Raw genomic sequence first — 20,116 nt, 5'->3', positions numbered from 1 at the left:
GGAGGCACGCTCTTGGCGAATCACTTCAAGCTGGCTTGCACGTCCTTCAAGACTTGCGCGGGGTCCTTCAGGTTGATGAAGATTTCCGGCATCGCCTTGTTGCGCACAGCATCAAAGACGGCCGGGGATTTCTCGCGGATGTTCACGGGTGCGATCTGATCCTTGACACTAAGAAGCGTATCGAAGATATCCGTTCCGAAGTAGTCCGTATACTTGTTCGACTCTTTCATGGCAGCGTCTGTCCACACGTCCGTCCGGATCGGGTCGAAGCCGAGCTGCTTCCACACCTGGATGTTTCCTTCCTTGGACAGCTTCGCATAGGCCAGGAACTCCTTCAGAAGCTCCGGGTTCGCTGCCTGGTTGGTGATGGAGGTCGCCGTTCCGCCCATCCCCGCCGAGCGGTTGCCGCCTTCGGTCCAGGCCGGCATCGGGCGAATGATCATCTTGCCCTTCAAATCCGGCATATGATCCGTGAAGCGGTTCATGAACCAGAAGGGCATGAACACCGCCGCGGCGCTCTCGGAATCCATGTAGCCGAAGTATTCTTCCGTGTCATGGCCGGCTCCCGGCGCTACCGCTGCGACTTTTTCCTTCACAAGCTTCTGGAAGAACTCCATCGTCTTGACATTGACCGGCGTATCGATGGTGACATTCCCGTCCTTATCAACCTGATCAGAGCCCTGTTGGCTGATGGCCGGCCACCACGACCAGTTTCCGTTGCCCTCGAAGGTGATCATCGGCTTGCCCGTCTTTTCGAGCATCTGCTTGCCCGCTGCCTCTAGATCGGCCCACGTCTTGATGTCGTCGGCGTTCAATCCCGCATTCTCCATCATCGTTTTGTTGTAGTACATCACCGTTGCGCCGACATGGTAGTCGATGCCGTAATAGGTATTGTCCTTGCTGTAAATCTCAACCCGCGACTTCACGATGTTCGCAAGCTCCGGCTCTACGATGCCATTCAGCGAGACGAGCTGGGGAGTGCCCTTCATGAAATTAGGGAACTTGCTCTGCTCGATATCCACCAGATCCGGCGCCCCTACATTCGATTGAAGCGCTACCAGCAGCTTGGTGTGCATGTCGTCGTAAGGGATCGTCGTGCCTTCCAGCTTGATCTTCTTGTCCGGATGACTCTGGTTCCAGCTCTCAGCCATGCTCTCAAAGAATTTTTGATGCGCGTCCACAAAGGTCCAAAAGACGACTTTTTGCGGTTCTCCCGAAGCCTGAGACGGACTGCCGGAGGTCTCTGTCTTTTTTCCTCCGCTGCAGCCGGTGAGCGCAAGTGCGGCCACCAGCGGAATGATGCAAGCTTTCCAAACTCCCTTTTTCATTCCATTTCCTCCTTGAATGATAGATTCGGTTGGCAGGCGCTTTCCAGCAAGGAACCGAGCATGGCTGTTCGAGACTGCGGCGAAATCAGAATCGTGAATTTCCTCGCAGCTCTTTATAGGAGAGCAACTTGCAAGTAAGCGCTTTATTTATACTTTAGCATGGCTTATCATGAAGGATAAACGGGAGAAACCAACCTGATTTTATAGAAATTCAACCTTTTGGAGGGATCACCTTGTCCTCACCGATTCTTCACTTTATTTCGCCGCCCATCCCTTATTTCGTCGACTGCGGGTATGCTGAATACGCAGCGGGGGATACCCACATCAGCCGAAACTGTATCGGGGTCTTCGATCTGATCGTGGTGGAAAAGGGCATTCTGCCGATCGGAGAAGACAAACGGAGCTGGGAGCTTCGGGAGGGGGAGAGCCTGATCCTGCGGCCGGACGGCTACCACTTTGGGTCCGCCCCTTGTCCAACCGAGACTCGGATCATCTGGATTCATTTCCAAACCTTCGGATCGTGGCAGGAATGCACCGACATGAACGAATGCCTGGAACGCCAGCCGCAGCTGATCGAGAGCCACAAGCAAAAGGCCTATCTCAACCATGCGGATGTCTGCTCCATTTTCATTCCCAAGCAAATGAAAATCTCCGGGCGCGTAAAGGAAGTGCTGGACCTGTTCTTCGAACAGGAGCACGAGCCCCAATCCATGCGCAACTGGAAGCGGCAAGCCTCCTTCCAGCTCTTCCTCCAGCATCTGGATCGAGACCTTGCTTCGCCGACCGATACGACCGCTATCCATCTGGCCGAGCGCGTGGAGCTGTTCATCCGCCAGCATTATACCCAGGAGCTCTCCAACACTCTTCTCCAGAAGGAGCTAAACTATCACCCTAACTATTTGGCCAAATGCATGCTGAAAACCTATGGCATGACACCGATGGCTTATCTGCAGCACTACCGGCTGGAGCAGGCGAAGCGCCTCCTGTTGCAAACCGGGTGGTCAGTAGCACGAATAGCCGAGGAAGTGGGCTTTCGGCACGTGTCCCACTTCTCGGCTTGTTTTTCCAGCAAGGAGGGCATCTCCCCGACAGCATTTCGCAGCAAGTTTACGAATGAGCGGCAGCCGTCCGACCCAGTCGAATGACGTTCCAGGACAGGGCCGGAAGGGCAGCCTGCAGAACCCCGCTCTCCACCTGGGCATTCCCGCGATTGTGCGGACGCACCTGGTCCGATTCCTGAGCGGTATTCTTCGCCAGGAGGTCCGCATTCTCCAGGACGAGATGCTCCTTGATGCGGTAATCGGCAAAGCCGCGCACATCGCTCTCCAGGAGCAGCTCGCCTTCCAGGCTCTTGTTCACGGCGAAGATGACGAGCTCCTCGTTCTGCTCGTTATAGACGACGGCCGTATCCAGCACGGGAACATCGGTATATTCCTTGCTGTCATAACGCGGAGTGGATACGATCGGAATCAAGACCGTTCCCCTTCCGTAGAGCGACGCGTGCAAGAACGGATAAAAGATCGATTGGCGCCACGCCTTGCCGCCGTTCTCGGTCATGATCGGTGCGATGACGTTAACGAGCTGAGCGAGGCAAGCAATCTTCACCCGGTCCGCATTTTTCAGCAAGGTAATCATCATGCTTCCGACGAGGAGCGCATCCTCAAAGGTATAGATATCCTCCAATTGCGGCGGAGCAATCTGCCATGGCTCCAGCTTCTTGTCGGATTCGTTGCTGTGGAACCAGACGTTCCATTCGTCGAAGGAAAGATGGATCGTCTTTTTGCTGCGCTTTTTGGCTTTGATATAGTCGCAGACAGCCACGATTTCTTTAATGAAGTGATCCATATCGAGTGACTTGGCCAAGTAGTTGGCGGTATCGCCGTCATGATTGCCGTAGTACGTATGAAGGGACAGGTAATCCACCTGCTCGTAGGTGTGGTCCAGTACGGTCGCTTCCCACTCTGCATAAGTTGGCATCGCCCGACTTGAACTGCCGCAAGCGACAAGCTCGATGGTTGGATCGACCCATCTCATGGCTTTGGCTGCTTCCAATGCAAGTCGACCGTATTCGGTTGCGGTCTTGGCCCCAATCTGCCAGGGACCGTCCATTTCATTGCCGAGGCACCACGTCTTGATGCGATGCGGCTCCTTGAACCCATGCCCGATGCGCATGTCGCTGTAGAGTGAGCCGCCGGGATGGTTGCAATATTCGACTAAGTTCCGGGCCGCATCCACGCCGCGCGTTCCGAGGTTGACAGCCATCATGACATCCGAGTCGATCCCTTTTGCCCAGCGTATGAATTCGTTGGTCCCTACCTCATTGGGCTCCACCGTCCGCCAAGCAAGCTCCAGCCTTTTGGGACGTGACTCTACCGGACCAACGCCGTCCTCCCAATTGTAACCGGATACAAAATTGCCGCCAGGATAGCGAATGAGCGGCACGCGAAGCTCTTGGATCAGAGATGCTACATCCTGACGGAATCCCGATTCATCTGCCTCGGGATGACCCGGCTCATAAATGCCTCCATAGACGGCGCGTCCCAGGTGCTCGATAAAGGAGCTGTAGAGCCTCGGGTCCACTTCCGCCAGCTTGTGTTCCTTGTCGACGATCATCTTGGCCTTTTGCTTGTCCATCTCGATCACGCACTCTCCTTTGGTTGAGGACTCCCTCTCATCATACACGGGAAGCCGCCGGAACTCCCATTCTTTTTTTCAAGGTATTCGTATACATTTCCAACCAAAAAGGAGCTCCGTGCCCCCCCGTTCAGGAAGCGACGAAGCCCATGCCCTCTTCGATTCAAGTATGCAAAAGGGGCTTGACCATGGCCAGCACCTGGTTAATTTCCTTCACACAGCCTGTGTACATGGCTTTCGCCTCTGGATTCGTCGTGGAGAGGCTAAACAGCTCCAGATCGGCTTCGCATTTGCGGAGTACGGCATAAAGCTGAGCTTTCGCCTGCGGCTCGGGAACCTTAAGCTTGTCATCGTACAGATCGACGTAGAGCTGACCGTACGCATCCACTTGGCCGAGGAATACATTCTCCGGCAGCACCCCGATCTTTTCCAGTTCGGTGGTCAGCCACCCCCGATTAAGACAAAAGGCGGTTAACCCCTCATCCATGATCTCACCGTCCAGAATCACCGCCTGCGGTTCGGCCTCCGGAGCTACCTGAATGCCTAGATGCTTGGGGGTTAAGGCTTGATTTTCCCGCTTAAGCAGCACGTTAATATCTCCGCTTGGCTCCATGAGAGCGAATTCCACGTCGGCTACCCGGAACACATCTTTGCCGCGAAGCTGTTCCATCAATTCATCTGTGGTGAGCCGTTCCTTCTTTAAATTGTCCTCTTGAATCTTGCCACCCTTAATCAGCACCGTCGGCTTACTATCCAGAAAATCCCGTGCTTTCTTGCTCTTCATCTGCAGAAATTCGATGCCTACCGAAACGAAAGTCCAGACGAGAAGAGCAATGAGGCCCACATACCAATCGGTTTGAAGATCAAGGGAGATATAAGCTGCAATGCTGCCAATCGAAATACCGGTAATGTATTCGAAAAAGGTGAGCTGCGAAATTTGCCGCTTGCCGAGCAGCTTGGTCAACGTGAACAGAATGACGATAGCGGCCAGCGTGCGGAGGGTTACCTCTAACCATAGGGCCATGGGCTTTGTCCCCTTTCATTTGTACTCTTGTCATTGTCTGCTGGAAGCATCTTGCCCAACCGAACATTTCGCTTCCTGCATGAACAAAGTTTCCCATGTATCTTTTGGGGAAAGGAGTGGAATCGTAAGCTGTAATTCGTTGAAGGAGGTGACCGGATATGACCGTAGCCGTTCAAGTGAAAACCTGTGTTGCCTCTCTGAAAAGTGCCCAAGCCAGCTTGGAGCAATTCGCCCTTGCCACCCAAAATCAGGAGGCCAAAACGCTGTTCACCAATGCTGCTCAGCAAACGGAACAGATCGTTCAACAGGTGGAAAGTCGTGTTCAACAGTTGGAAAACGAAGAACCCCAGTACAAAGGCTTTTAACTCGTCCGCTTCTCCCTGCCAGCCGATCTGCCTCACATGGAGGAGGATCGGCTTTTTGGCGTGACACATGTTCAAGAACGAGCTGGGCACCCTATCCATGTTTGATGAAGAATATACAGATGGAGGAGTTTACAGGCATGATGTTGCCAAAAGCAGTCCTTGCCCTCGTTTTGGTAATCCATTCCTTCCCAGCGACCGCATCTCCCTCTCCGAAAAGCGAAAGCAGAGCAGAGAATCCCATTGAGATCTCCATCGAAATAGACTTGAGGAACAACAAGCTGAAGGTGCTTGATCCTGAGCACAATCTGCTGAAAACATACCCCATTGCCCTCGGGAAGATCGGGACGCCTACTCCTACTGGGGATTACGTGGTGATCAACAAGTACAAGAATTGGGGATCTGGCTTCGGAACCCGTTGGATTGGCTTGAATGTTCCTTGGGGCACCTATGGCATTCATGGGACCAATCGGCCTCATTCCATTGGTCATGATGCAAGCCACGGCTGCATCCGGATGCTGAACGCTCATGTTGAAGGTCTCTATGAATGGGTGAAAATCGGGACGAAGGTGTCGATTCCCGGTCATGTGCTTGGGGAGCTTCACCAGCCTCCGCGCCGCTTGGCGAAAGGGTACTCGGGCGGAGAGGTGCTGCTTCTGCAGAATCGTCTTCGAGCAGCAGGCTACTATGCCGGTCCCTGCAACGGCAGGTTCTCAAGCTCAACGGAGCTGGCGATGAAGACCTACGAAAAAGAACATGACCTGCCAATCGACGGCGTCTTGAGCGAGCATGATTACGTGGCGCTGGGGTTGGTGGAATAGCCTGTTTTGCTCGCTTACTCTTGACACTTCCGTTACGTAAGATTTTATAGTGGAGCAGGATTGGTCCATTTTCGATGGGGTTCATGTATAATTGTGGAAGAATGGAGGGATTGCTTGAAGATTAAAGAAGTGTGTTCACGAACAGGGTTAACCGAACGAACCGTCCGTTTTTATGTGGAAGAAGGGCTCCTTCATCCGCAAACCACGGTCATGAACGGGCGAGAATATCGAGATTATGCGGAACAGGATCTCGAACGATTGGAGACAGTAGCCGAGCTTCGAAAGCTGTTCTTCACGATTGATGAAATTCGAACCATGCTGAGTCATCCTGATCGTATTGAGGCCGTCGTTGCGGAATACCGGGTGAAGCTGGAATCTGACACAGAAGCGAAGAGCGCGATCCTAAAGAGGCTGGATGGGATCAGCGTAAGCCAATTGGCGGACATTGCGATGCTCGCGGCCAATCTCCGAGACTTGTCCGAGAATCTCCGTCTTCCGGCTCGCGATATCGAGCCCGACTTTGGAAGACTCGACGGCATCAGCAAGGAAGAACGCGAGACGGAGTATCAGCAATACCTGCTTCGGCAGGAGCGGCAGTTTACCCGTGGCAAGGTCACGGTGATCGCCATTGGGTCCATCAACATCCTGCTATCCTTATTCACCTTCATCAATACGTTTCGTATTTTCCCCCTCATCATTAGCATTGTCTTATCCATCGCCTTAATCATGGGAGTGGTGTGGGTTCGTTACCTGTTTGCCGCTATTCTGGGACTGCAAGCGCTCTCCGCCTTTGTTTTGCTCTTCCGTAGTCTAGCAGAAGCAATCCCCGACTGGCTCTCCCTCATCTTACTCATTCAATGCGTCTACTCTTGTTGGGCGTGTATCACGCTCTTCCGAAGTCAGGCTGTGAAAGAATTCTTATATGCACAGAAGAATGGGTAGATGAAGCAGCAAAAAGCGACCGTCCTTGGACAGTCGCTTTTCATTCATTCCCGCTTCTTGAATCCATTAGCGAATAACGGAGGTAATAAATCTCGTCATTTCGCTGCTGGTTTCGTTCAGCTTCTCGATAATGGCACTGAATTCGTTCACAAGCTCAGCTTGGGCATGAGAGGAAGCGGCGATCGCCTCGATCTCTTGTTCCATATGCCGGATGGAGCTCTGAACCTTGGACAGCGATTCATCGATGGATTTGGTCGCGTCCTTCGTATGGATGGACAGCTTGCGCACTTCGGAGGCCACGACACCAAATCCGGCGCCTTGCTCCCCCACTCGAGCCGCTTCGATGGCCGCATTAAGCCCGAGCAGATTCGTCTGGTCGGAGATTTCGCGGATAAAACCCGCTACCTGGTTTACCTGCTTCGACTCCTCAACCGTCTTGCGGGAGTTATCGAGGATTTGAGCGGTGGTAGCGGACAGCTCCTCCGATTGGGCTGCCACGTTCTGAACCATGTCCACCAGCTTGCCGCTGATGTCATTGATGCTTTCGGTAAAGGCTTCGATTTTATCCTCATTCTCCAGCGTATAGGCGATCGCAAAGGCACCAATGATCTCGTCATTGTCTCCATAGATCGGCACAGCAGAGGAAATGACCGAAGCTCCATATAGCTCGGGAGACAAACGATTGGTCGTAGCGCGGCCGGCAAGGGCATTCGACAGGGAGGGATCATCCGGCGGAACGGGACTTCCTTTGGTTAAGCCAAAGTTCAATATCTTGCTTGGCTCGTAATAATGGAAGATCTCGCGATCCGTGATTCCGATCATGATATCCTGCGAATGAATTTGCTTGAAATAAGGCGCTGCCAGCAGCAAGGCGGTCAAGTTGTCCATGCGTCATCTCCTATGCACTTCGTTAGCTGATTTATAATCATTATCGTCAGAAGTCCCAACACAGTTTAGTGGAAAATGAACCAAGTAAAGAGGCGTGCTTCCCCGGACCGGGTTCGCACGCCTCTTCGAATTGCTTTTATGGTGTTAAGTTGACGTCAAATGAACAAATTGACGGAAGAACGATCGGCTTTGCCCAGGTAATGGCCCACTCCCGCCATTTCAATGCCGTCGATGAGTTCCTCCTGCTGAATCCCCATCACGTCCATGGACATCTGACAAGCGACCAACTCGACACCTTGCTGAAGGGCCGTTTCCATCAGCTCCTCAAGGGTCGCCACATTCTTGCTTTTCATGACACCGCGAATCATCTTCGGTCCGATCCCGAGCATGTTCATCCGGGAGAGGCCCAACCTCCGGCTTCCGCGCGGCATCATCCAGCCGAACATCCGACCGATTACCGTCTTCTTCACCTGAACTTGCTCTTGCTTGCGCAAGATGTTCAGTCCCCAGAAGGTGAAGAACAGCGTCACCTTCTTCCCGCTGGCTGCCGCGCCGTTCGCGATGATAAACGAAGCGATCGCTTTGTCCAGATCGCCGCTGAAGACGACCATCGTCGTCCCTTCCGGTGAAACGGCAACGGGAGATTTATCCGCCGGTAAGCCGGTAACAGGTGATGCGGTCGACGAAGGGGCCAGCTTGCGCAGATAAGCTTCCACTCGGCCGTCTTCAAGCTTGCTCACATGGAGGAGCTCCTGACGTGCCATGCCTGCCCAACCCTTCACATCTGGATAGAAGCCTGGGTCCGATGCAACCACATGCAGCACTTGTCCCGGTGATAGCTCTTCCATCCGCAGCTTAACCTGGACAAGCGGCCCGGGGCAGCACAACCCGCGGGCGTCCAGCTCGGCGTCGGCAGCCGGGAGAGAATCAACCGTTGCCTCATAGATTCCGGTAGCTGCGATCTCCCGCTTGGCCGCGTCATCCCCCAAGCTGTTGATGCCTCTCCCTTCGTCGCCTGGCACATAGGTCGCCATGAGGTAGCTCTTATACCCTCCCGTGAGGTTTCGCACGCGATACCCCTTTTGCTGCAAAATCCTTGAAGCGGTATACCCGCGAAGACCAACCTGGCAATATACCCAGATCTCCTTAGCCCGGTCAAGCTCGTTCAGTCGATCGCGAAGCTCATCGACTGGAATGTTCAACGAATCGGGAATATGACCGTTCGCATGCTCCAGTTCGCTTCGCACATCAATCAACTGTGTGTTCAAGGCATCGCGCTCTTCAAGAGCATGAGGCAGGTAAACAATCGAACGCCCGCTCAAAACATTCTCCGCTACATAGCCCGCCATGTTCACCGGATCCTTCGCTGAGGAGAAGGGAGGAGCATAAGCCAGTTCCAGCTCGGTCAAATCCTGTACCGTACCTCGCAGGCGAATGACCGCTGCAAGGCTGTCGATGCGTTTGTCCACCCCCCTCGTCCCCACCGCTTGTGCACCGAGCACGACCCCTTCCGGGTCAAAGAGCAGCTTGAGGGTCATCGGAACCGCTCCCGGATAATAGGAAGCGTGCGAATTGGGATGGACGATGACAGCATGATAAGGCAGCCCCAATCGGGACAGCGTCTTCTCATTCAATCCCGTTGCCGCTCCCGTAAGCGAGAAAACCTTCAGGATGGAAGTTCCCTGCGCCCCCTTGTACGGAACTCGCAATCCGCTCACATTGTCCGCCGCAATTCGTCCCTGCTTGTTCGCGGGGCCGGCGAGCGGAATGGCCGCCTTCTGGCCGCTTACGAAATCCGTGATCTCCACCGCGTCGCCAACCGCATACACATCGTCCAGGCTGGTTCGCAGGTATTCATCCACCTGAATATGCCCCCTCGATCCAAGGGCGATACCGCTGTCCTTCAGGAATCCCGTATCGGGTACGACCCCGATTGCCAAGAGCACCATCTCGGTTGACAACGGAATGGCCTCATCGGCCAACTGGATGCGAATTCGACCTCCATCCTCCGTTTCATGGAAGCCCGTCACCTTCCGGTTAAGCAGGACCTTTACCCCATGCTCCTCCAGTTCCCTGGCGAGGGCTCCCGCCATTTCTGCATCAAACGGGGCCAGAACTTGAGGGCCTCCCTCCACCAAGGTTACATCGAGTCCCCGCTCGCGCAAATTCTCCGCCATCTCCACTCCGATGAATCCACCGCCAATGACCACAGCGGAGCGTGTACCCTGTTCGGTCACTTTGGCTTTTACCCGGTCGGTGTCCGGGATGTTGCGAAGCGTATAGATCAGCGGACTGTCGATCCCCGGAAGGGTAGGACGAAGAGGCTTGGCTCCCGGAGACAGAATCAGGGCGTCGTAGCTCTCCTCGTATCTCCCTTTGTCACGGGTCATCACAGTGACCGATTTCGTGTCGGGATGTACCGCCACCACTTCGCTTTCCGTTCTCACATCCAGCCGAAATCGGCTCTTCATCGCCTCCGGTGTCTGCACAAGCAGCTTCGAACGATCCTGTAAGGCATCTCCGATGTAGTAGGGCAATCCGCAGTTGGCGAAGGAGATGTATTCATCACGCTCGAAGAGGATGATCTCGGCTTCTTCGTCCAGCCTTCGAAGGCGAGCAGCCGCGGAAGCTCCCCCCGCCACACCTCCAACGATCACGATTTTTTTGTTACGCATCGGGAGCCCCCTCTTCTTCTTCCGGCAGCAGCAGGCTCACCAGTTGCTTGACTCGTTCGTCGGCGATGGTGTACTTGATCTCCAGCCCGTTTCGCTCGGTCTGAACAATGCCGACACTGCGAAGCTTCTGAAGGTGTTGAGAAACTGTCGATTGCGGCAGGTCCAGGCACTCCTGCATATAAGATACGTTGCACTCCTTCTTCTGGAGCAGCCCGCGAACGATGCACAGACGCACCGGGTGCGCCAGCGCTTTGAGCATCTCCGCCGTGGAGACATAAGGGGTGAAGTCGTTGTTCATTCGTTACACCTTCCCTTTAACATCGTTATATCGCAATATTACGATATAACGATGGTAATTGCAAGCCCCTCCCATTAGCCAACAAATCACACCTTTAAATCAAAGGAAAAATGTTACAATATGAATCGTAGAGACTTGCTATTCTCTTCCTGTCCTCGCATTTTTTGCACAGAAACGGAGAGGACAGGCCTTTCGACCGATGGTACATTTACCTTCAAGGAGTGGATGGAATGGAATGGATAGAGCGGTTCAATGACTCTCTTGTTTATCTGGAAGAGAACTTGGTCAAAGAAATAGATTACGAAGGTGCAGCCGCAATCGCTTGCTGCTCCGTGTATCATTATCAACGGATGTTTACCTGTTTGGCGGGCGTACCGCTGTCCGAGTATCTGCGCCGCAGAAGGATGACCCTGGCAGCGTTCGATCTTGTGACCGGCGAGGAGAAGATCGTCGACCTGGCTCTAAAGTACGGGTACGAGTCTCCTACTGCGTTCAATCGGGCATTCAAAAGCGTGCATGGTGTTGCGCCTTCCCTGGCCCGGAGTGAAGGCATCTCCTTGACATCATACCCTCCCCTCCGATTCACCCTAACCGTAAAAGGAGTGGCAGACATGCAGTACCGTATGGAAAAGAAGGAAGCTTTTCGCATTGTCGGCATCAAAAAGCGGATGAACCTGCAAGTGGAGGAAAACCTCGTCCAGATCCCCCAGCTCTGGCAGGAAGCCGGTCAAAACGGGAGCATTCCGGCGATTGCGTCTCTTATCAATCAACCGCCCTTCGGCTTGCTTGGCGCGAGCATTCCCGTCGGCAAAACAGAATTGGACTATTACCTGGCAGCGCCAACCAATCAACCGGTACCCGAGGGCATGAGCGAAACCCTCATCCCCTCCGCCACATGGGCCGTGTTCGAATGTATCGGCCCCCTCCCGCATGCCATGCAGGAGCTGCAAAAACGAATCATCACCGAATGGCTTCCCAGCTCCGGCTTCGAATACGCCGATGCCCCGGATCTTGAGCTGTACGCTCCCGGCGATTCCAGCGCGCCCGATTATCGCACTGAGGTTTGGCTCCCGGTAATCCCGAAATCAAAGTAACGTTTAACCAACAACAAGCCCGAAAGCTCCAGACGCCGCCTGATGGCGGACGGCAGAAGCTTTCGGGCTTGTAGGCTCGATTCGTTCTTACTCTCCAGACGACCCTTTAAGTCTGTCTTCCAACTCCTTGATCGTGTCCACCCAATCCTCATAGTGGTCACTTTCTTCCCACAATTCCTTGAGTTCCGACTCTTCCCGGATTTTTCTTAAGGAGGCTTGAGCTTTCTCCAACAGGTGAGCCCCTTGCTGGTTATGTTCCTTTATCCAATCCGTAAGTTCTTCATCCTCATATTGATCCTTCCATGGCCGATCCTGCAGCGCAGCCAGAACCTCAATGGCTCCTAACCCGATAGAAGCCGTATCCGCATCCAGCTCCACATCCTCCAAAACCGCCTCAATGGCTTCCGTTAGGAGAGTCAAGCCCGGTTCTTGCGTGAGATCGGCGACCCAATCCAGAACCGTATCATTGTCGAAGTTTCCATGTCCCCATGCTCCCATAAGTCTTACTCCTCCTCGTTTTTGTACAGATGTTTTCCCACCAAAGCTTTCGATTCCTCTTCGGAAAGGCCCACGAACAGCCCTATTTTATTGAAGGTGGGGGTCCTGCTCCCGAAATTGACCATCTCGATGGCCTTAACCTGGACGGTCTGCTCTTCATTTTCTCGAATCCGAAGGAAGTCACCATTCCGCAACACGGTTTCTCTTGCAAGCACTTCTCCGACTATCACATAGCCCCTTCCGGTAATACGGAAGGCATGCTCGATTTCAACCTCAAACACGAAATCCCCCCTTATTTTCAGATTCGTGATTATCGTCTGCTCAGTATCGAATGGTGATCGTCCACCGCTTCGATCTGCAGCTCATCATTCCAGCTCCATCTTTCTCCCAGATGAAAAGGAACCCGAATCCGCTGAATCCCTCTCGTCGCAAGGACAAAGGACGCCATGTTCAATCCCCTTATCATCGTCTCCTGCCTGGGCTCTTGAACAAGAAATTCATAGAGAAGGGCCTCGTTTCCGCTGTTATCGATCCTCAAAGCGCTGTGGTAATCAAAAAAACGTTCCCGGCTTTTGCTGCCGGCGTAACAAACAATAGGATACGAGGATTCCATAAAGCCCTTGATTACACTTTCGATTTCTTCCTCAGATAACAGCCTCGTGTTCTCATCCAGATGGCTCACCCCACTGCGCACAAGGTGGCAGTAAGGATACCTGGAGAAGTGCCCGCGAAAATCCTCAACATCCCGTTCCGTCAAGAAACCTGGAGAAATCAACGTCTTCACTCCTCTGCTGCTAATGCCCTAGATGGGGTTTGCATACACGCTCTAATCCCAATCCATATAGAAGGAAACGTCTAGCTTGTCCGTGCTGCTGCAATCCGGGCAATCGATTCCCCCGCTTGGATCAAGATCCTGTAGAGGCTTCTCCGGCATAGAAGCATGACAGCGCGGGCAAGAATAGTGGTTGGTGTACGTGTGATTGCCCGATTTGATATGTAAGAAGGCTTTACCAACCGAACGGATTTCAGCCCGAAGCCCATAAGGTCCGGGAGGCAACAGATGGAATCACCTATACCTCCAGCTTTTCTTACGTCCTCTAAACAGTAGAACCAAGACAAGGAATACTCCGATCAGGATAACAATGGCCGTAGGTGTTGGAATCTCAAGGCGGTCATTGTCATAGTGGCCTTGGTTGATCGCCAGGAGGTAAGCATTCTCTTTTACTTGGACGGCAATCGCCTCCTTGGGATCTCGCTTATGCATCGAATAGTACGGGGTTCCCTTTGGATAGACGTTGGAGAAATTTCCCGAATAGGTTCCCTCGTGAGTGGAGTATCGGGTTACCTCTCCTATCTTCTGATTAATCTCTTGAATAGAAACGGGTTCGTCAAGAACTTCGTAAAGATCCCCAGCGTAAACCACGAAGGAACTAGCCCACTTTGCGGAAGCAAGTTGATGAGGCGCTAGAAGGAATGCCACGCAGCATATGAGGATGAGCCCCCTCTTCATCGTTTCTACCTCCTGACAGGTGGAATGTGCACGGTGGTCTCCAGCTGTTCCATCCTTCGCTTAATAAAGTGCACGGTACGAAGATCCTCGTCCCCGGGCTCCAGAATTTCATTGTAATAAAAGCGAAGTCCCATGCTAGGCTCAAATCGTCCGTTTGTCTCTAGAAGGTGCCCCTTTGAAAGCAAGGAATCGATCGCTTGCTTGACCATGCCTTCATCCGATTCCTGCATAACTCTTAAAAGGCAGTTGTGAATCTGAGAAACACTCATGGGTTGGTAATCATACACTTTTCTATTCCTTAGGGTACTTAAAATGAGTAGACTCTCGATATCTCGAATCAATTTTTCGTGTTCCATCCTGTTAAGCGTAATACCCTCCTTTGGACAAGTACTCACCTGTCTCCTTGTAATGCTTGAATATCTTGCTGAAGGCTCGATTCGCCATGGATTGACGGTCTCCATCGTTTAGCAGAACGACTACCTTATCCATCGGGGAATCCCATGAGGTCTCTCCGCTCAGCAGTTTTTCAAGATCGACTTCAAATAGAGCCGTCAGTTCCTTACAACACTCTCCAAAGCGATAACGGGCCGTGGAGCCGTTCACTTCCACCAATTCGAATTCAATGCATATGGCCATGGTTGGGATTACCTTCCAACTATTTTTATGATAACCTCATTCAGGCTTTTCCAAAATAGGCGCCATAATGGCCGGAAAGGGTCAAGAGATTGTCCGGGAGAGAATCCAGTATCTTCACGATCGGTCTTCCTCGAACGCAATACCCGGTAAAATAGAACCTGCCGCAGCCGCACTTAAAATAGTGCTGGATCGTAAAGAGGTCTTCCCGCTCTAAATGAACCTCCAACGTGTCTAATGGACAACTTCCCGCGTAAAAGGTAACCGCCCCCTGCTCCACAAGCTGCTTCATAAGTGAAAACGCCCGGGAATAATCGAGGGTTAGGAAATCATCCGAATACGATTCACAAGTTGAACAGGTTTTCTTGGCTTTACCAAAACGAAGCATTGAGTCCGCTCCTTTACATTCCCGATCTTTTCGATAAAGAGCGGTAGGCAGATTTCGATTTCGAGGATCGGCAAATTCCAAACAGGCACAGATGATCTACATCCTTCTCATTTTCGCGAGGGCTTTCTTCGCCGCCAGTTTTCCGTTATGCGTTCCCTCTGCTGCAACCCAGTTAAGCTTCTCGCGAGCCGGTTCATAGCGATGGTGACCCACGATCTCACAGGCTCTTTCCTGAACAAACATATCTTCATCCTCTAAATAGATGAGCAGCGAATCCAGGTCCTCATAAGGGGTTAAGGCCATCAAGCTGAATAGATATTGGCATCTCCGTTCATCCCAGTCCAAGCCGGGATTCCTCATCAAATCCTGAATGAAGGATTCGAGACTTCGATAACCGGGTGAAAGATCGGTCTCTTCATGGTTCAGGTAGCAAACTCAATGGGCCTTGGTGATAAAATCCAACGTAGTTGGATTGGTCATCTGTCCACAATGGAAAAATGCCTTCGTAAAGGTCAACGCTATTCAGAAATGCAATAGCTCCCGGATCTCCCCTTGACTCATCATGCGGAAGAAAAAGGAGTTCTTGGCTTGATCCATAACGTGCGCGTCCAGTTTAGACACGATGGGATCGGGGATTGCTATGCCATACGTATCCAAGATTTCTTTTACACCCAAACTGATTCAACTCCTTATTCCCGAAAGTTGACCATATTCATTCGATCTCAATGATTAAGCAGGACATGAATGAATTCCGATACCCTCGAAAATTCATAATCGGGTTTGATCAAGAAGTCCCTGCCATGCGAATGACCCAGCCGATTGACGCCAACCGTTCGTACGTTAGCCCGTTTTCCCGCCTCGATATCCGCGTTGCTGTCACCAACAAATAATGCCTCCTGAGGCGAACACTCCAAGGCATACAGCGCTTTTCGAATGCCTTCTGGATCCGGCTTCGGGACTGCGACATCATCACCCGTTACCGAAACATCGAAACCATGATGCGCGAAGAGATGCATTACGGACCGTTCATAGCTTCTTCGGGCCTTTCCTGTGACGACTCCTGTCCGAATCCCCATGCTGCGGGTAAGGGCGAGCAGCCCGTTGATATCCTCATTCGTGCTGACAAGCGTCTCGTGTTCTTGCTCATAGAATAGGTAGTAGTCCTCAATTGCTTCACTTATCAGGTCTTTGCACGCAAGGTTTTGCTGGATGATTCCCACCTCGGATGGACCGAACATCTGTATGATTTCTTCATGGGACAAGGTTCGATTGTCATACTTGCCAAAGACCTTTTGAAACGAATAGAAGCATACCGGAAGGGTGTCGGCAAGCGTCCCGTCAAAGTCAAACAAGATGGCTTTTGGCCTCAATTCGATTTCCCCCTTTCCTGTTCGAACGAGATTTCCCCTACCCAATCGTTCACTCTTTACGGCTTGAAAACCTGGTAGTTGGGTACATTTCCTCCCAAGAAACGCACGGATATGTCTTCTGGCAAGGATTTCAAATCCATCTTCACGAGGAGTCCTTCTTTCGTGAGTGCGGTTTTCTGGTTACTCGTAATATCGACAACCAGCCTTTTCCCCTTCAGCTTAATATCGGCTGTTGGATAAGTATAAAGGCCGGATTTCCCCATAGTGGAGTACAGAATAACCGATGAATCCGTCTCGAAGAAATAAACATTCGGTTCGGTTAACATCCCGATCAAGTTCCTCAGTCCAATGTCCTCTACTTGTTCCAAGGTGACTTGCTCAACCTTCACTTTTTTTGTTGCAAAAGGGTTTACCAAAATGGCGATGATTACAATGGCGACAGCGGTTAAGGCTAAAAATCCTTTGCTCTTCATGTTGATCCTCCTCCATTAAAAAGACCCCGCCATAGATAGCGCTTATCTTAGGCCGGGTCGTGTGTTGTGCGAGTCATCTTCTCCAAGTATACCTTTCGCTGGCATAGAGTGGAAGCCTCATCGTCTTTTTTTAGGTAACGAAGCGCTCCTCTCCGAAATGTCATTATCGATCACATTCAGAAATCATCCTATGGCTTATAATGCTAGTGTATAACGAACCTTACCGGCGAAAGAGGTCATTCCCCCTTGAACATACGCAAGCTCCACTACCTGTGCACCATAGCAGAAGAACAAAACATCACCAAGGCGGCGCAAAAGCTGTTTGTCGCCCAGCCATACTTAAGCGCCTTGATCTCCAGCATTGAAAAGAATCTCGGGGTCAAGCTATTCGACCGCTCGGTGTCTCCTCTGCAATTGACCTACGAAGGAAAGCTGTACATAGACCACGCTCGAAAGGTGATCGATCTGCAAAACCAGCTGGAACGCAGGCTGCAGGATACAAAAGAATTAGAGGCAGGGAAGGTAAGCATCGGCTGTCCGTTCAGCCTCGGCTCCTACATCCTGCCTCTGATTCTACCGACTTTTCATCGGCTGCATCCGAATATTGAACTTGAGCTTCTCGAATTGCTGCCTGCCGAGATCGAGCAACTATTGGCCCGAGGCCGCCTGGATGTTGGCTTTACTTCCTCCAGGCCGCAGGATAGCGGACTGCAGCATACGCCTGTGCTCAATCAGGTCTACAAGCTGGCCACCGGCGAGAACCATCCCTTCGTGAATCAATTCCCGCAGCGGCTGCTATCCGTTACCGATTTGGCGAACGAGCAATTCGTCTCCAACATTCCCGGAACCATGTTTCGAGAACGGCTCGAGCAATTCTTTCAAGACGCACAATTAACGTACAACGTGCTGCTCAATTGCAAAAACAGTGAAACGGCCAAGGCTTTGGTGGCGAAAGGCTTTGGGGTGATGTTCCTCCACGAAACGATGATTGACAAGGAGAACAACCCGCATCATCTCGTTTACTTCTCGCTTAAGGAGAAGACACCCGAATTTACCATCTCCATCGTCACCAATCCGCAGGCCTACTCCAGCTTGGCTGCCCGTACCTTCGTCGAGCTGGTATGCCGGGAACTCCAGCTTCCAGGTTGACTCCGCTATCTCCACGCTGGCCGATTACTTCAGATCCTTGGCGATGTTCATCGCGGCCAAGCGGCCGGAGTTCAGCGCGAGCGAAAATGCAGCGCCTTCGATATCATAGTAAGGATTGGAATACAAGCTGCCTGCATCAACGCCCGCTACATACAGGCCTTGAATAGGCGCATGATTCGTATCTAGCGCACGCAAATGGTCATCGACACGCACCCCGCCGATCGTACACCAGGCGCTGGGCTGATACTCGAATACGTAATAAGGACCTTTGCCAATCGGCTGCAGGAAGGCTTTGTCCTTGCCAAATTGAGAGTCTACGCCTTTTTTGGCCATTTCGTTATAAGCCTGCACCGTATCGTTCAGGTTCGTCAGCTTAAACGCCGCCGCGGCTTCCTCCAACGTATTGGCTTTCACGCCCCAGCCTTGAGCAATGGCTTGTTCGATACCCGCATCCAGGTTCTCCAGCTTGCGTCCGTCCAGTGTTTTCTTGCCGTAGATCCAGCTTGCAGGGCTGCCGATATATTGATAGACGCCCTTTGTCTTGAGACCGTCGATATAAGCCTGATCCACTACCGCGTAGTACAGTCCTTCGCGCAGCGTAATTTCACCGCCGGTCGACAACGGTTCCTTGGCGATCAGCCCTTCGTTGTTGAAACGGTTTCCTTCACGGTTAACCAGCAGCGTTCCGTATACCCCGAGATTGAGCGCCTGGTTCGCGTCCTTTTTCCATGGACCGCTCGCTTCATTCGACCCGGAGAATTCGTTCGCGACAATCCCGAAGTTGTTATCCAACATGCCGCCCGCCTTCACCACCATGTCCATTCCCTCGCCGACACTCAGCGTGGACCCGAGCGGATTGACCTTGACGCCGCCAAAATGCTCCTTCATCAACTCATCGTTGCCCAAATATCCTCCGGTTGCCATAATGACGGCTTTGGCGTGAACCGTCACCTTGGTTCCATCCGCTTTTTCCGCTTCGACACCCACGGCCTTGCCGTTCTCGATCAGAACCTGCTTGCCAGTGGTTTCGAACAGGAATTGTCCTCCGTTGGCTTCAATGTCCTTCTGGACCAGCCCCATGCGGTCGAGGCCCTTCTTCTCGAATTTCATCCGCGGGCGATACCCCACGCCGAAGTTATCCTCTCGAAGCGAAATGGCCATGCCCAAGCCTTCAAAGATGTCGATGGTTTCTCCGGAAATCTCCAGCGCCTGACGCACAAGAGACGCATTGACCGTCGAGGAGGAATACTCCATCATTCGGTTAAACACGTCGTCCACCGTGAAGGTTTCGCCTGCTTCCTTCTGAATCCGCGAACCGACGGCTACCGGCCCGCCTGCCATCGCACCGTTGCTGACGGCAACGCTGGCCCCTTTTTCCAGCACGATGACCTTCAATCCGCTGCGCGCTGCTTCCATCGCACCGGTCATGCCACCCGCACCCGCTCCGATGATGACCACGTCCGTGGTCAGCTCTTCGACCGCCGTGGATTTCTCCGCATGACCTGCTGCCTTCAGCTGCGTAACGTCTCCGCCCGCTTCCTGCACGGCCGCTGCAACCGCCTCCAAAATGGCGTTGCTCGTCATGCTTGCTCCAGCCACGGAGTCGATCGCCAGGCTTTGCTGATCGACGATCTGTGCGGGGATCCGCTCCAGTGCCGCGTCGCTGATGCCTTTGGTTTCCCCGTTCTCCCCTTGGATGACGACGGATTCAATCTTATTTTTGGAGAAGGTAACCTCTACCTTGACCTCTCCGTTTTTTCCCTTTCCGATTCCGGTATAAGTCCCTTCTTTGTACTGCTGCACAGGCGCGCTGCTCGGCGCAACGGATGGACTGACCTGTCCAGCCGTCGGACTCTCTTCACCTGCTTCCTTGGTCGTGTCGCTGTTACAGGCCGACAACAACAAGGATGACGCCAGAACCAAACTGATTACTCTTCTCCATTTCGTAAAGCCTTTCATTGCTTGCTTCCTCCCTAATTCCTGCTGTTTTCGATTCAACTATGGGAAATAAATCACATATTGTCGAATC

At 52.5% G+C, this 20,116-nt stretch carries 22 protein-coding genes; 6 read left to right on the top strand and 16 right to left on the bottom strand.

The genetic code is table 11. The annotated features are described in order from the left end of the window. Positions 1–20: 20 nt before the first annotated feature. A complete protein-coding gene (locus tag AAFN83_RS02470) occupies positions 21–1,328 on the bottom strand; it encodes an ABC transporter substrate-binding protein (RefSeq protein WP_347766776.1) in 1,308 nt (435 codons plus the stop codon). A gap of 233 nt (positions 1,329–1,561) precedes the next feature. Between AAFN83_RS02470 and AAFN83_RS02465 the strand changes: the two genes are divergently transcribed. Further along, on the top strand, positions 1,562–2,473 hold the full coding sequence (locus tag AAFN83_RS02465; protein ID WP_347766774.1) for a helix-turn-helix transcriptional regulator: 912 nt from the start codon (positions 1,562–1,564) through the stop codon (positions 2,471–2,473). On the opposite strand, the gene arfA is transcribed toward AAFN83_RS02465, so the two are convergent. Both arfA and AAFN83_RS02455 read right to left on the bottom strand, forming a co-directional pair. Further along, positions 2,436–3,962, bottom strand: a complete 1,527-nt coding sequence (gene arfA / locus AAFN83_RS02460; protein ID WP_347766772.1) for an arabinosylfuranosidase ArfA — start codon at positions 3,960–3,962, stop codon at positions 2,436–2,438. The genes AAFN83_RS02465 and arfA overlap by 38 nt on opposite strands. Before the next feature lie 163 nt (positions 3,963–4,125). Beyond that, on the bottom strand, positions 4,126–4,986 hold the full coding sequence (locus tag AAFN83_RS02455; protein WP_347766771.1) for a DUF421 domain-containing protein: 861 nt from the start codon (positions 4,984–4,986) through the stop codon (positions 4,126–4,128). 158 nt (positions 4,987–5,144) lie between these two features. Between AAFN83_RS02455 and AAFN83_RS02450 the strand changes: the two genes are divergently transcribed. The 3 genes from AAFN83_RS02450 to AAFN83_RS02440 all read left to right on the top strand — a co-directional run bounded on the left by AAFN83_RS02450 (position 5,145) and on the right by AAFN83_RS02440 (position 7,111). Continuing rightward, the gene (locus tag AAFN83_RS02450) at positions 5,145–5,351 is read left to right on the top strand and encodes a DUF1657 domain-containing protein (protein ID WP_347766769.1); all 207 of its coding nucleotides are present in this window, start codon (positions 5,145–5,147) and stop codon (positions 5,349–5,351) included. A 137-nt stretch (positions 5,352–5,488) separates the two neighbouring features. Continuing rightward, positions 5,489–6,169, top strand: a complete 681-nt coding sequence (locus AAFN83_RS02445) for a L,D-transpeptidase family protein (RefSeq protein WP_347766767.1) — start codon at positions 5,489–5,491, stop codon at positions 6,167–6,169. A gap of 114 nt (positions 6,170–6,283) precedes the next feature. Beyond that, positions 6,284–7,111: a MerR family transcriptional regulator gene (locus AAFN83_RS02440; RefSeq protein ID WP_347766766.1), complete on the top strand. Its 828-nt coding sequence runs from the start codon at positions 6,284–6,286 to the stop codon at positions 7,109–7,111. Positions 7,112–7,177: 66 nt separating this feature from the next. On the opposite strand, the gene AAFN83_RS02435 is transcribed toward AAFN83_RS02440, so the two are convergent. From AAFN83_RS02435 to AAFN83_RS02425, 3 genes are all read right to left on the bottom strand, one after another. Beyond that, a complete protein-coding gene (locus tag AAFN83_RS02435; protein ID WP_347766765.1) occupies positions 7,178–7,999 on the bottom strand; it encodes a methyl-accepting chemotaxis protein in 822 nt (273 codons plus the stop codon). Between the two features lie 155 nt (positions 8,000–8,154). Then, positions 8,155–10,674 carry a DsrE/DsrF/DrsH-like family protein gene (locus tag AAFN83_RS02430; RefSeq protein ID WP_347766763.1) on the bottom strand — a complete coding sequence of 840 codons (2,520 nt, stop codon included), beginning with the start codon at positions 10,672–10,674 and terminating at the stop codon, positions 8,155–8,157. After that, a complete protein-coding gene (locus tag AAFN83_RS02425) occupies positions 10,667–10,972 on the bottom strand; it encodes an ArsR/SmtB family transcription factor (RefSeq protein ID WP_347766762.1) in 306 nt (101 codons plus the stop codon). The genes AAFN83_RS02430 and AAFN83_RS02425 overlap by 8 nt, the downstream gene beginning before the upstream one ends. Positions 10,973–11,202: 230 nt before the next feature. On the opposite strand from AAFN83_RS02425, the gene AAFN83_RS02420 reads away from it, so the two are divergent. Next, a complete protein-coding gene (locus AAFN83_RS02420) occupies positions 11,203–12,066 on the top strand; it encodes an AraC family transcriptional regulator (protein WP_347766761.1) in 864 nt (287 codons plus the stop codon). A gap of 87 nt (positions 12,067–12,153) precedes the next feature. Here the strand turns inward: AAFN83_RS02420 and AAFN83_RS02415 are convergent, their stop codons facing one another. The 9 genes from AAFN83_RS02415 to AAFN83_RS02375 form a co-directional block, all read right to left on the bottom strand. Continuing rightward, positions 12,154–12,564 (bottom strand): DUF4259 domain-containing protein, encoded by a 411-nt coding sequence (locus AAFN83_RS02415; RefSeq protein WP_347766760.1) that lies wholly within the window; start codon positions 12,562–12,564, stop codon positions 12,154–12,156. A gap of 5 nt (positions 12,565–12,569) precedes the next feature. After that, positions 12,570–12,845: a hypothetical protein gene (locus AAFN83_RS02410; protein ID WP_347766759.1), complete on the bottom strand. Its 276-nt coding sequence runs from the start codon at positions 12,843–12,845 to the stop codon at positions 12,570–12,572. 29 nt (positions 12,846–12,874) lie between these two features. Continuing rightward, entirely contained in the window at positions 12,875–13,012 is a 138-nt protein-coding gene (locus AAFN83_RS02405) for a hypothetical protein (RefSeq protein WP_347766757.1), read from the bottom strand. 618 nt (positions 13,013–13,630) lie between these two features. After that, positions 13,631–14,074 (bottom strand): hypothetical protein, encoded by a 444-nt coding sequence (locus tag AAFN83_RS02400; protein ID WP_347766756.1) that lies wholly within the window; start codon positions 14,072–14,074, stop codon positions 13,631–13,633. A 360-nt stretch (positions 14,075–14,434) separates the two neighbouring features. Continuing rightward, positions 14,435–14,710 carry a hypothetical protein gene (locus tag AAFN83_RS02395; protein WP_347766755.1) on the bottom strand — a complete coding sequence of 92 codons (276 nt, stop codon included), beginning with the start codon at positions 14,708–14,710 and terminating at the stop codon, positions 14,435–14,437. A gap of 40 nt (positions 14,711–14,750) precedes the next feature. Then, positions 14,751–15,095 (bottom strand): hypothetical protein, encoded by a 345-nt coding sequence (locus tag AAFN83_RS02390; protein ID WP_347766754.1) that lies wholly within the window; start codon positions 15,093–15,095, stop codon positions 14,751–14,753. A gap of 96 nt (positions 15,096–15,191) precedes the next feature. Then, positions 15,192–15,440, bottom strand: coding sequence for a hypothetical protein (locus AAFN83_RS02385; RefSeq protein WP_347766753.1), 249 nt, complete (start codon positions 15,438–15,440; stop codon positions 15,192–15,194). Between the two features lie 377 nt (positions 15,441–15,817). Then, the gene (locus AAFN83_RS02380) at positions 15,818–16,465 is read right to left on the bottom strand and encodes an HAD family hydrolase (protein WP_347766752.1); all 648 of its coding nucleotides are present in this window, start codon (positions 16,463–16,465) and stop codon (positions 15,818–15,820) included. Between the two features lie 56 nt (positions 16,466–16,521). Beyond that, complete coding sequence (locus AAFN83_RS02375) at positions 16,522–16,938, bottom strand: hypothetical protein (RefSeq protein ID WP_347766750.1); 417 nt, start codon at positions 16,936–16,938, stop codon at positions 16,522–16,524. Positions 16,939–17,184: 246 nt separating this feature from the next. Here AAFN83_RS02375 and AAFN83_RS02370 point away from each other — a divergent pair, with 246 nt between their 5' ends. After that, positions 17,185–18,087: a LysR family transcriptional regulator gene (locus AAFN83_RS02370; RefSeq protein ID WP_347766749.1), complete on the top strand. Its 903-nt coding sequence runs from the start codon at positions 17,185–17,187 to the stop codon at positions 18,085–18,087. 24 nt (positions 18,088–18,111) lie between these two features. Here AAFN83_RS02370 and AAFN83_RS02365 read toward each other — a convergent pair whose 3' ends face one another. After that, a complete protein-coding gene (locus tag AAFN83_RS02365) occupies positions 18,112–20,046 on the bottom strand; it encodes an FAD-binding protein (protein ID WP_347766747.1) in 1,935 nt (644 codons plus the stop codon). Positions 20,047–20,116 lie beyond the last annotated feature (70 nt).

It is taken from the genome of Gorillibacterium sp. CAU 1737 (assembly GCF_039888655.1).
GTDB lineage: Bacteria > Bacillota > Bacilli > Paenibacillales > NBRC-103111 > Gorillibacterium.
Note: the sequence above shows the minus strand (reverse complement) of the source record. Positions and strands in the feature narration are given on the sequence as shown.

Bases quoted from the DNA above. Each gene is read 5' to 3' on its own strand.
- AAFN83_RS02400 (WP_347766756.1), bottom strand. From the start codon at position 14,074: ATGAAGAGGGGGCTCATCCTCATATGCTGCGTGGCATTCCTTCTAGCG.
- AAFN83_RS02375 (WP_347766750.1), bottom strand. From the start codon at position 16,938: ATGAAGAGCAAAGGATTTTTAGCCTTAACCGCTGTCGCCATTGTAATC.
- AAFN83_RS02470 (WP_347766776.1), bottom strand. From the start codon at position 1,328: ATGAAAAAGGGAGTTTGGAAAGCTTGCATCATTCCGCTGGTGGCCGCA.
- arfA (WP_347766772.1), bottom strand. From the start codon at position 3,962: ATGGACAAGCAAAAGGCCAAGATGATCGTCGACAAGGAACACAAGCTG.
- AAFN83_RS02365 (WP_347766747.1), bottom strand. From the start codon at position 20,046: ATGAAAGGCTTTACGAAATGGAGAAGAGTAATCAGTTTGGTTCTGGCG.
- AAFN83_RS02395 (WP_347766755.1), bottom strand. From the start codon at position 14,710: ATGGCCATATGCATTGAATTCGAATTGGTGGAAGTGAACGGCTCCACG.
- AAFN83_RS02415 (WP_347766760.1), bottom strand. From the start codon at position 12,564: ATGGGAGCATGGGGACATGGAAACTTCGACAATGATACGGTTCTGGAT.
- AAFN83_RS02405 (WP_347766757.1), bottom strand. From the start codon at position 13,012: ATGGCGTCCTTTGTCCTTGCGACGAGAGGGATTCAGCGGATTCGGGTT.
- AAFN83_RS02445 (WP_347766767.1), top strand. From the start codon at position 5,489: ATGATGTTGCCAAAAGCAGTCCTTGCCCTCGTTTTGGTAATCCATTCC.
- AAFN83_RS02435 (WP_347766765.1), bottom strand. From the start codon at position 7,999: ATGGACAACTTGACCGCCTTGCTGCTGGCAGCGCCTTATTTCAAGCAA.
- AAFN83_RS02450 (WP_347766769.1), top strand. From the start codon at position 5,145: ATGACCGTAGCCGTTCAAGTGAAAACCTGTGTTGCCTCTCTGAAAAGT.
- AAFN83_RS02425 (WP_347766762.1), bottom strand. From the start codon at position 10,972: ATGAACAACGACTTCACCCCTTATGTCTCCACGGCGGAGATGCTCAAA.
- AAFN83_RS02390 (WP_347766754.1), bottom strand. From the start codon at position 15,095: ATGCTTCGTTTTGGTAAAGCCAAGAAAACCTGTTCAACTTGTGAATCG.
- AAFN83_RS02430 (WP_347766763.1), bottom strand. From the start codon at position 10,674: ATGCGTAACAAAAAAATCGTGATCGTTGGAGGTGTGGCGGGGGGAGCT.
- AAFN83_RS02455 (WP_347766771.1), bottom strand. From the start codon at position 4,986: ATGGCCCTATGGTTAGAGGTAACCCTCCGCACGCTGGCCGCTATCGTC.
- AAFN83_RS02420 (WP_347766761.1), top strand. From the start codon at position 11,203: ATGGAATGGATAGAGCGGTTCAATGACTCTCTTGTTTATCTGGAAGAG.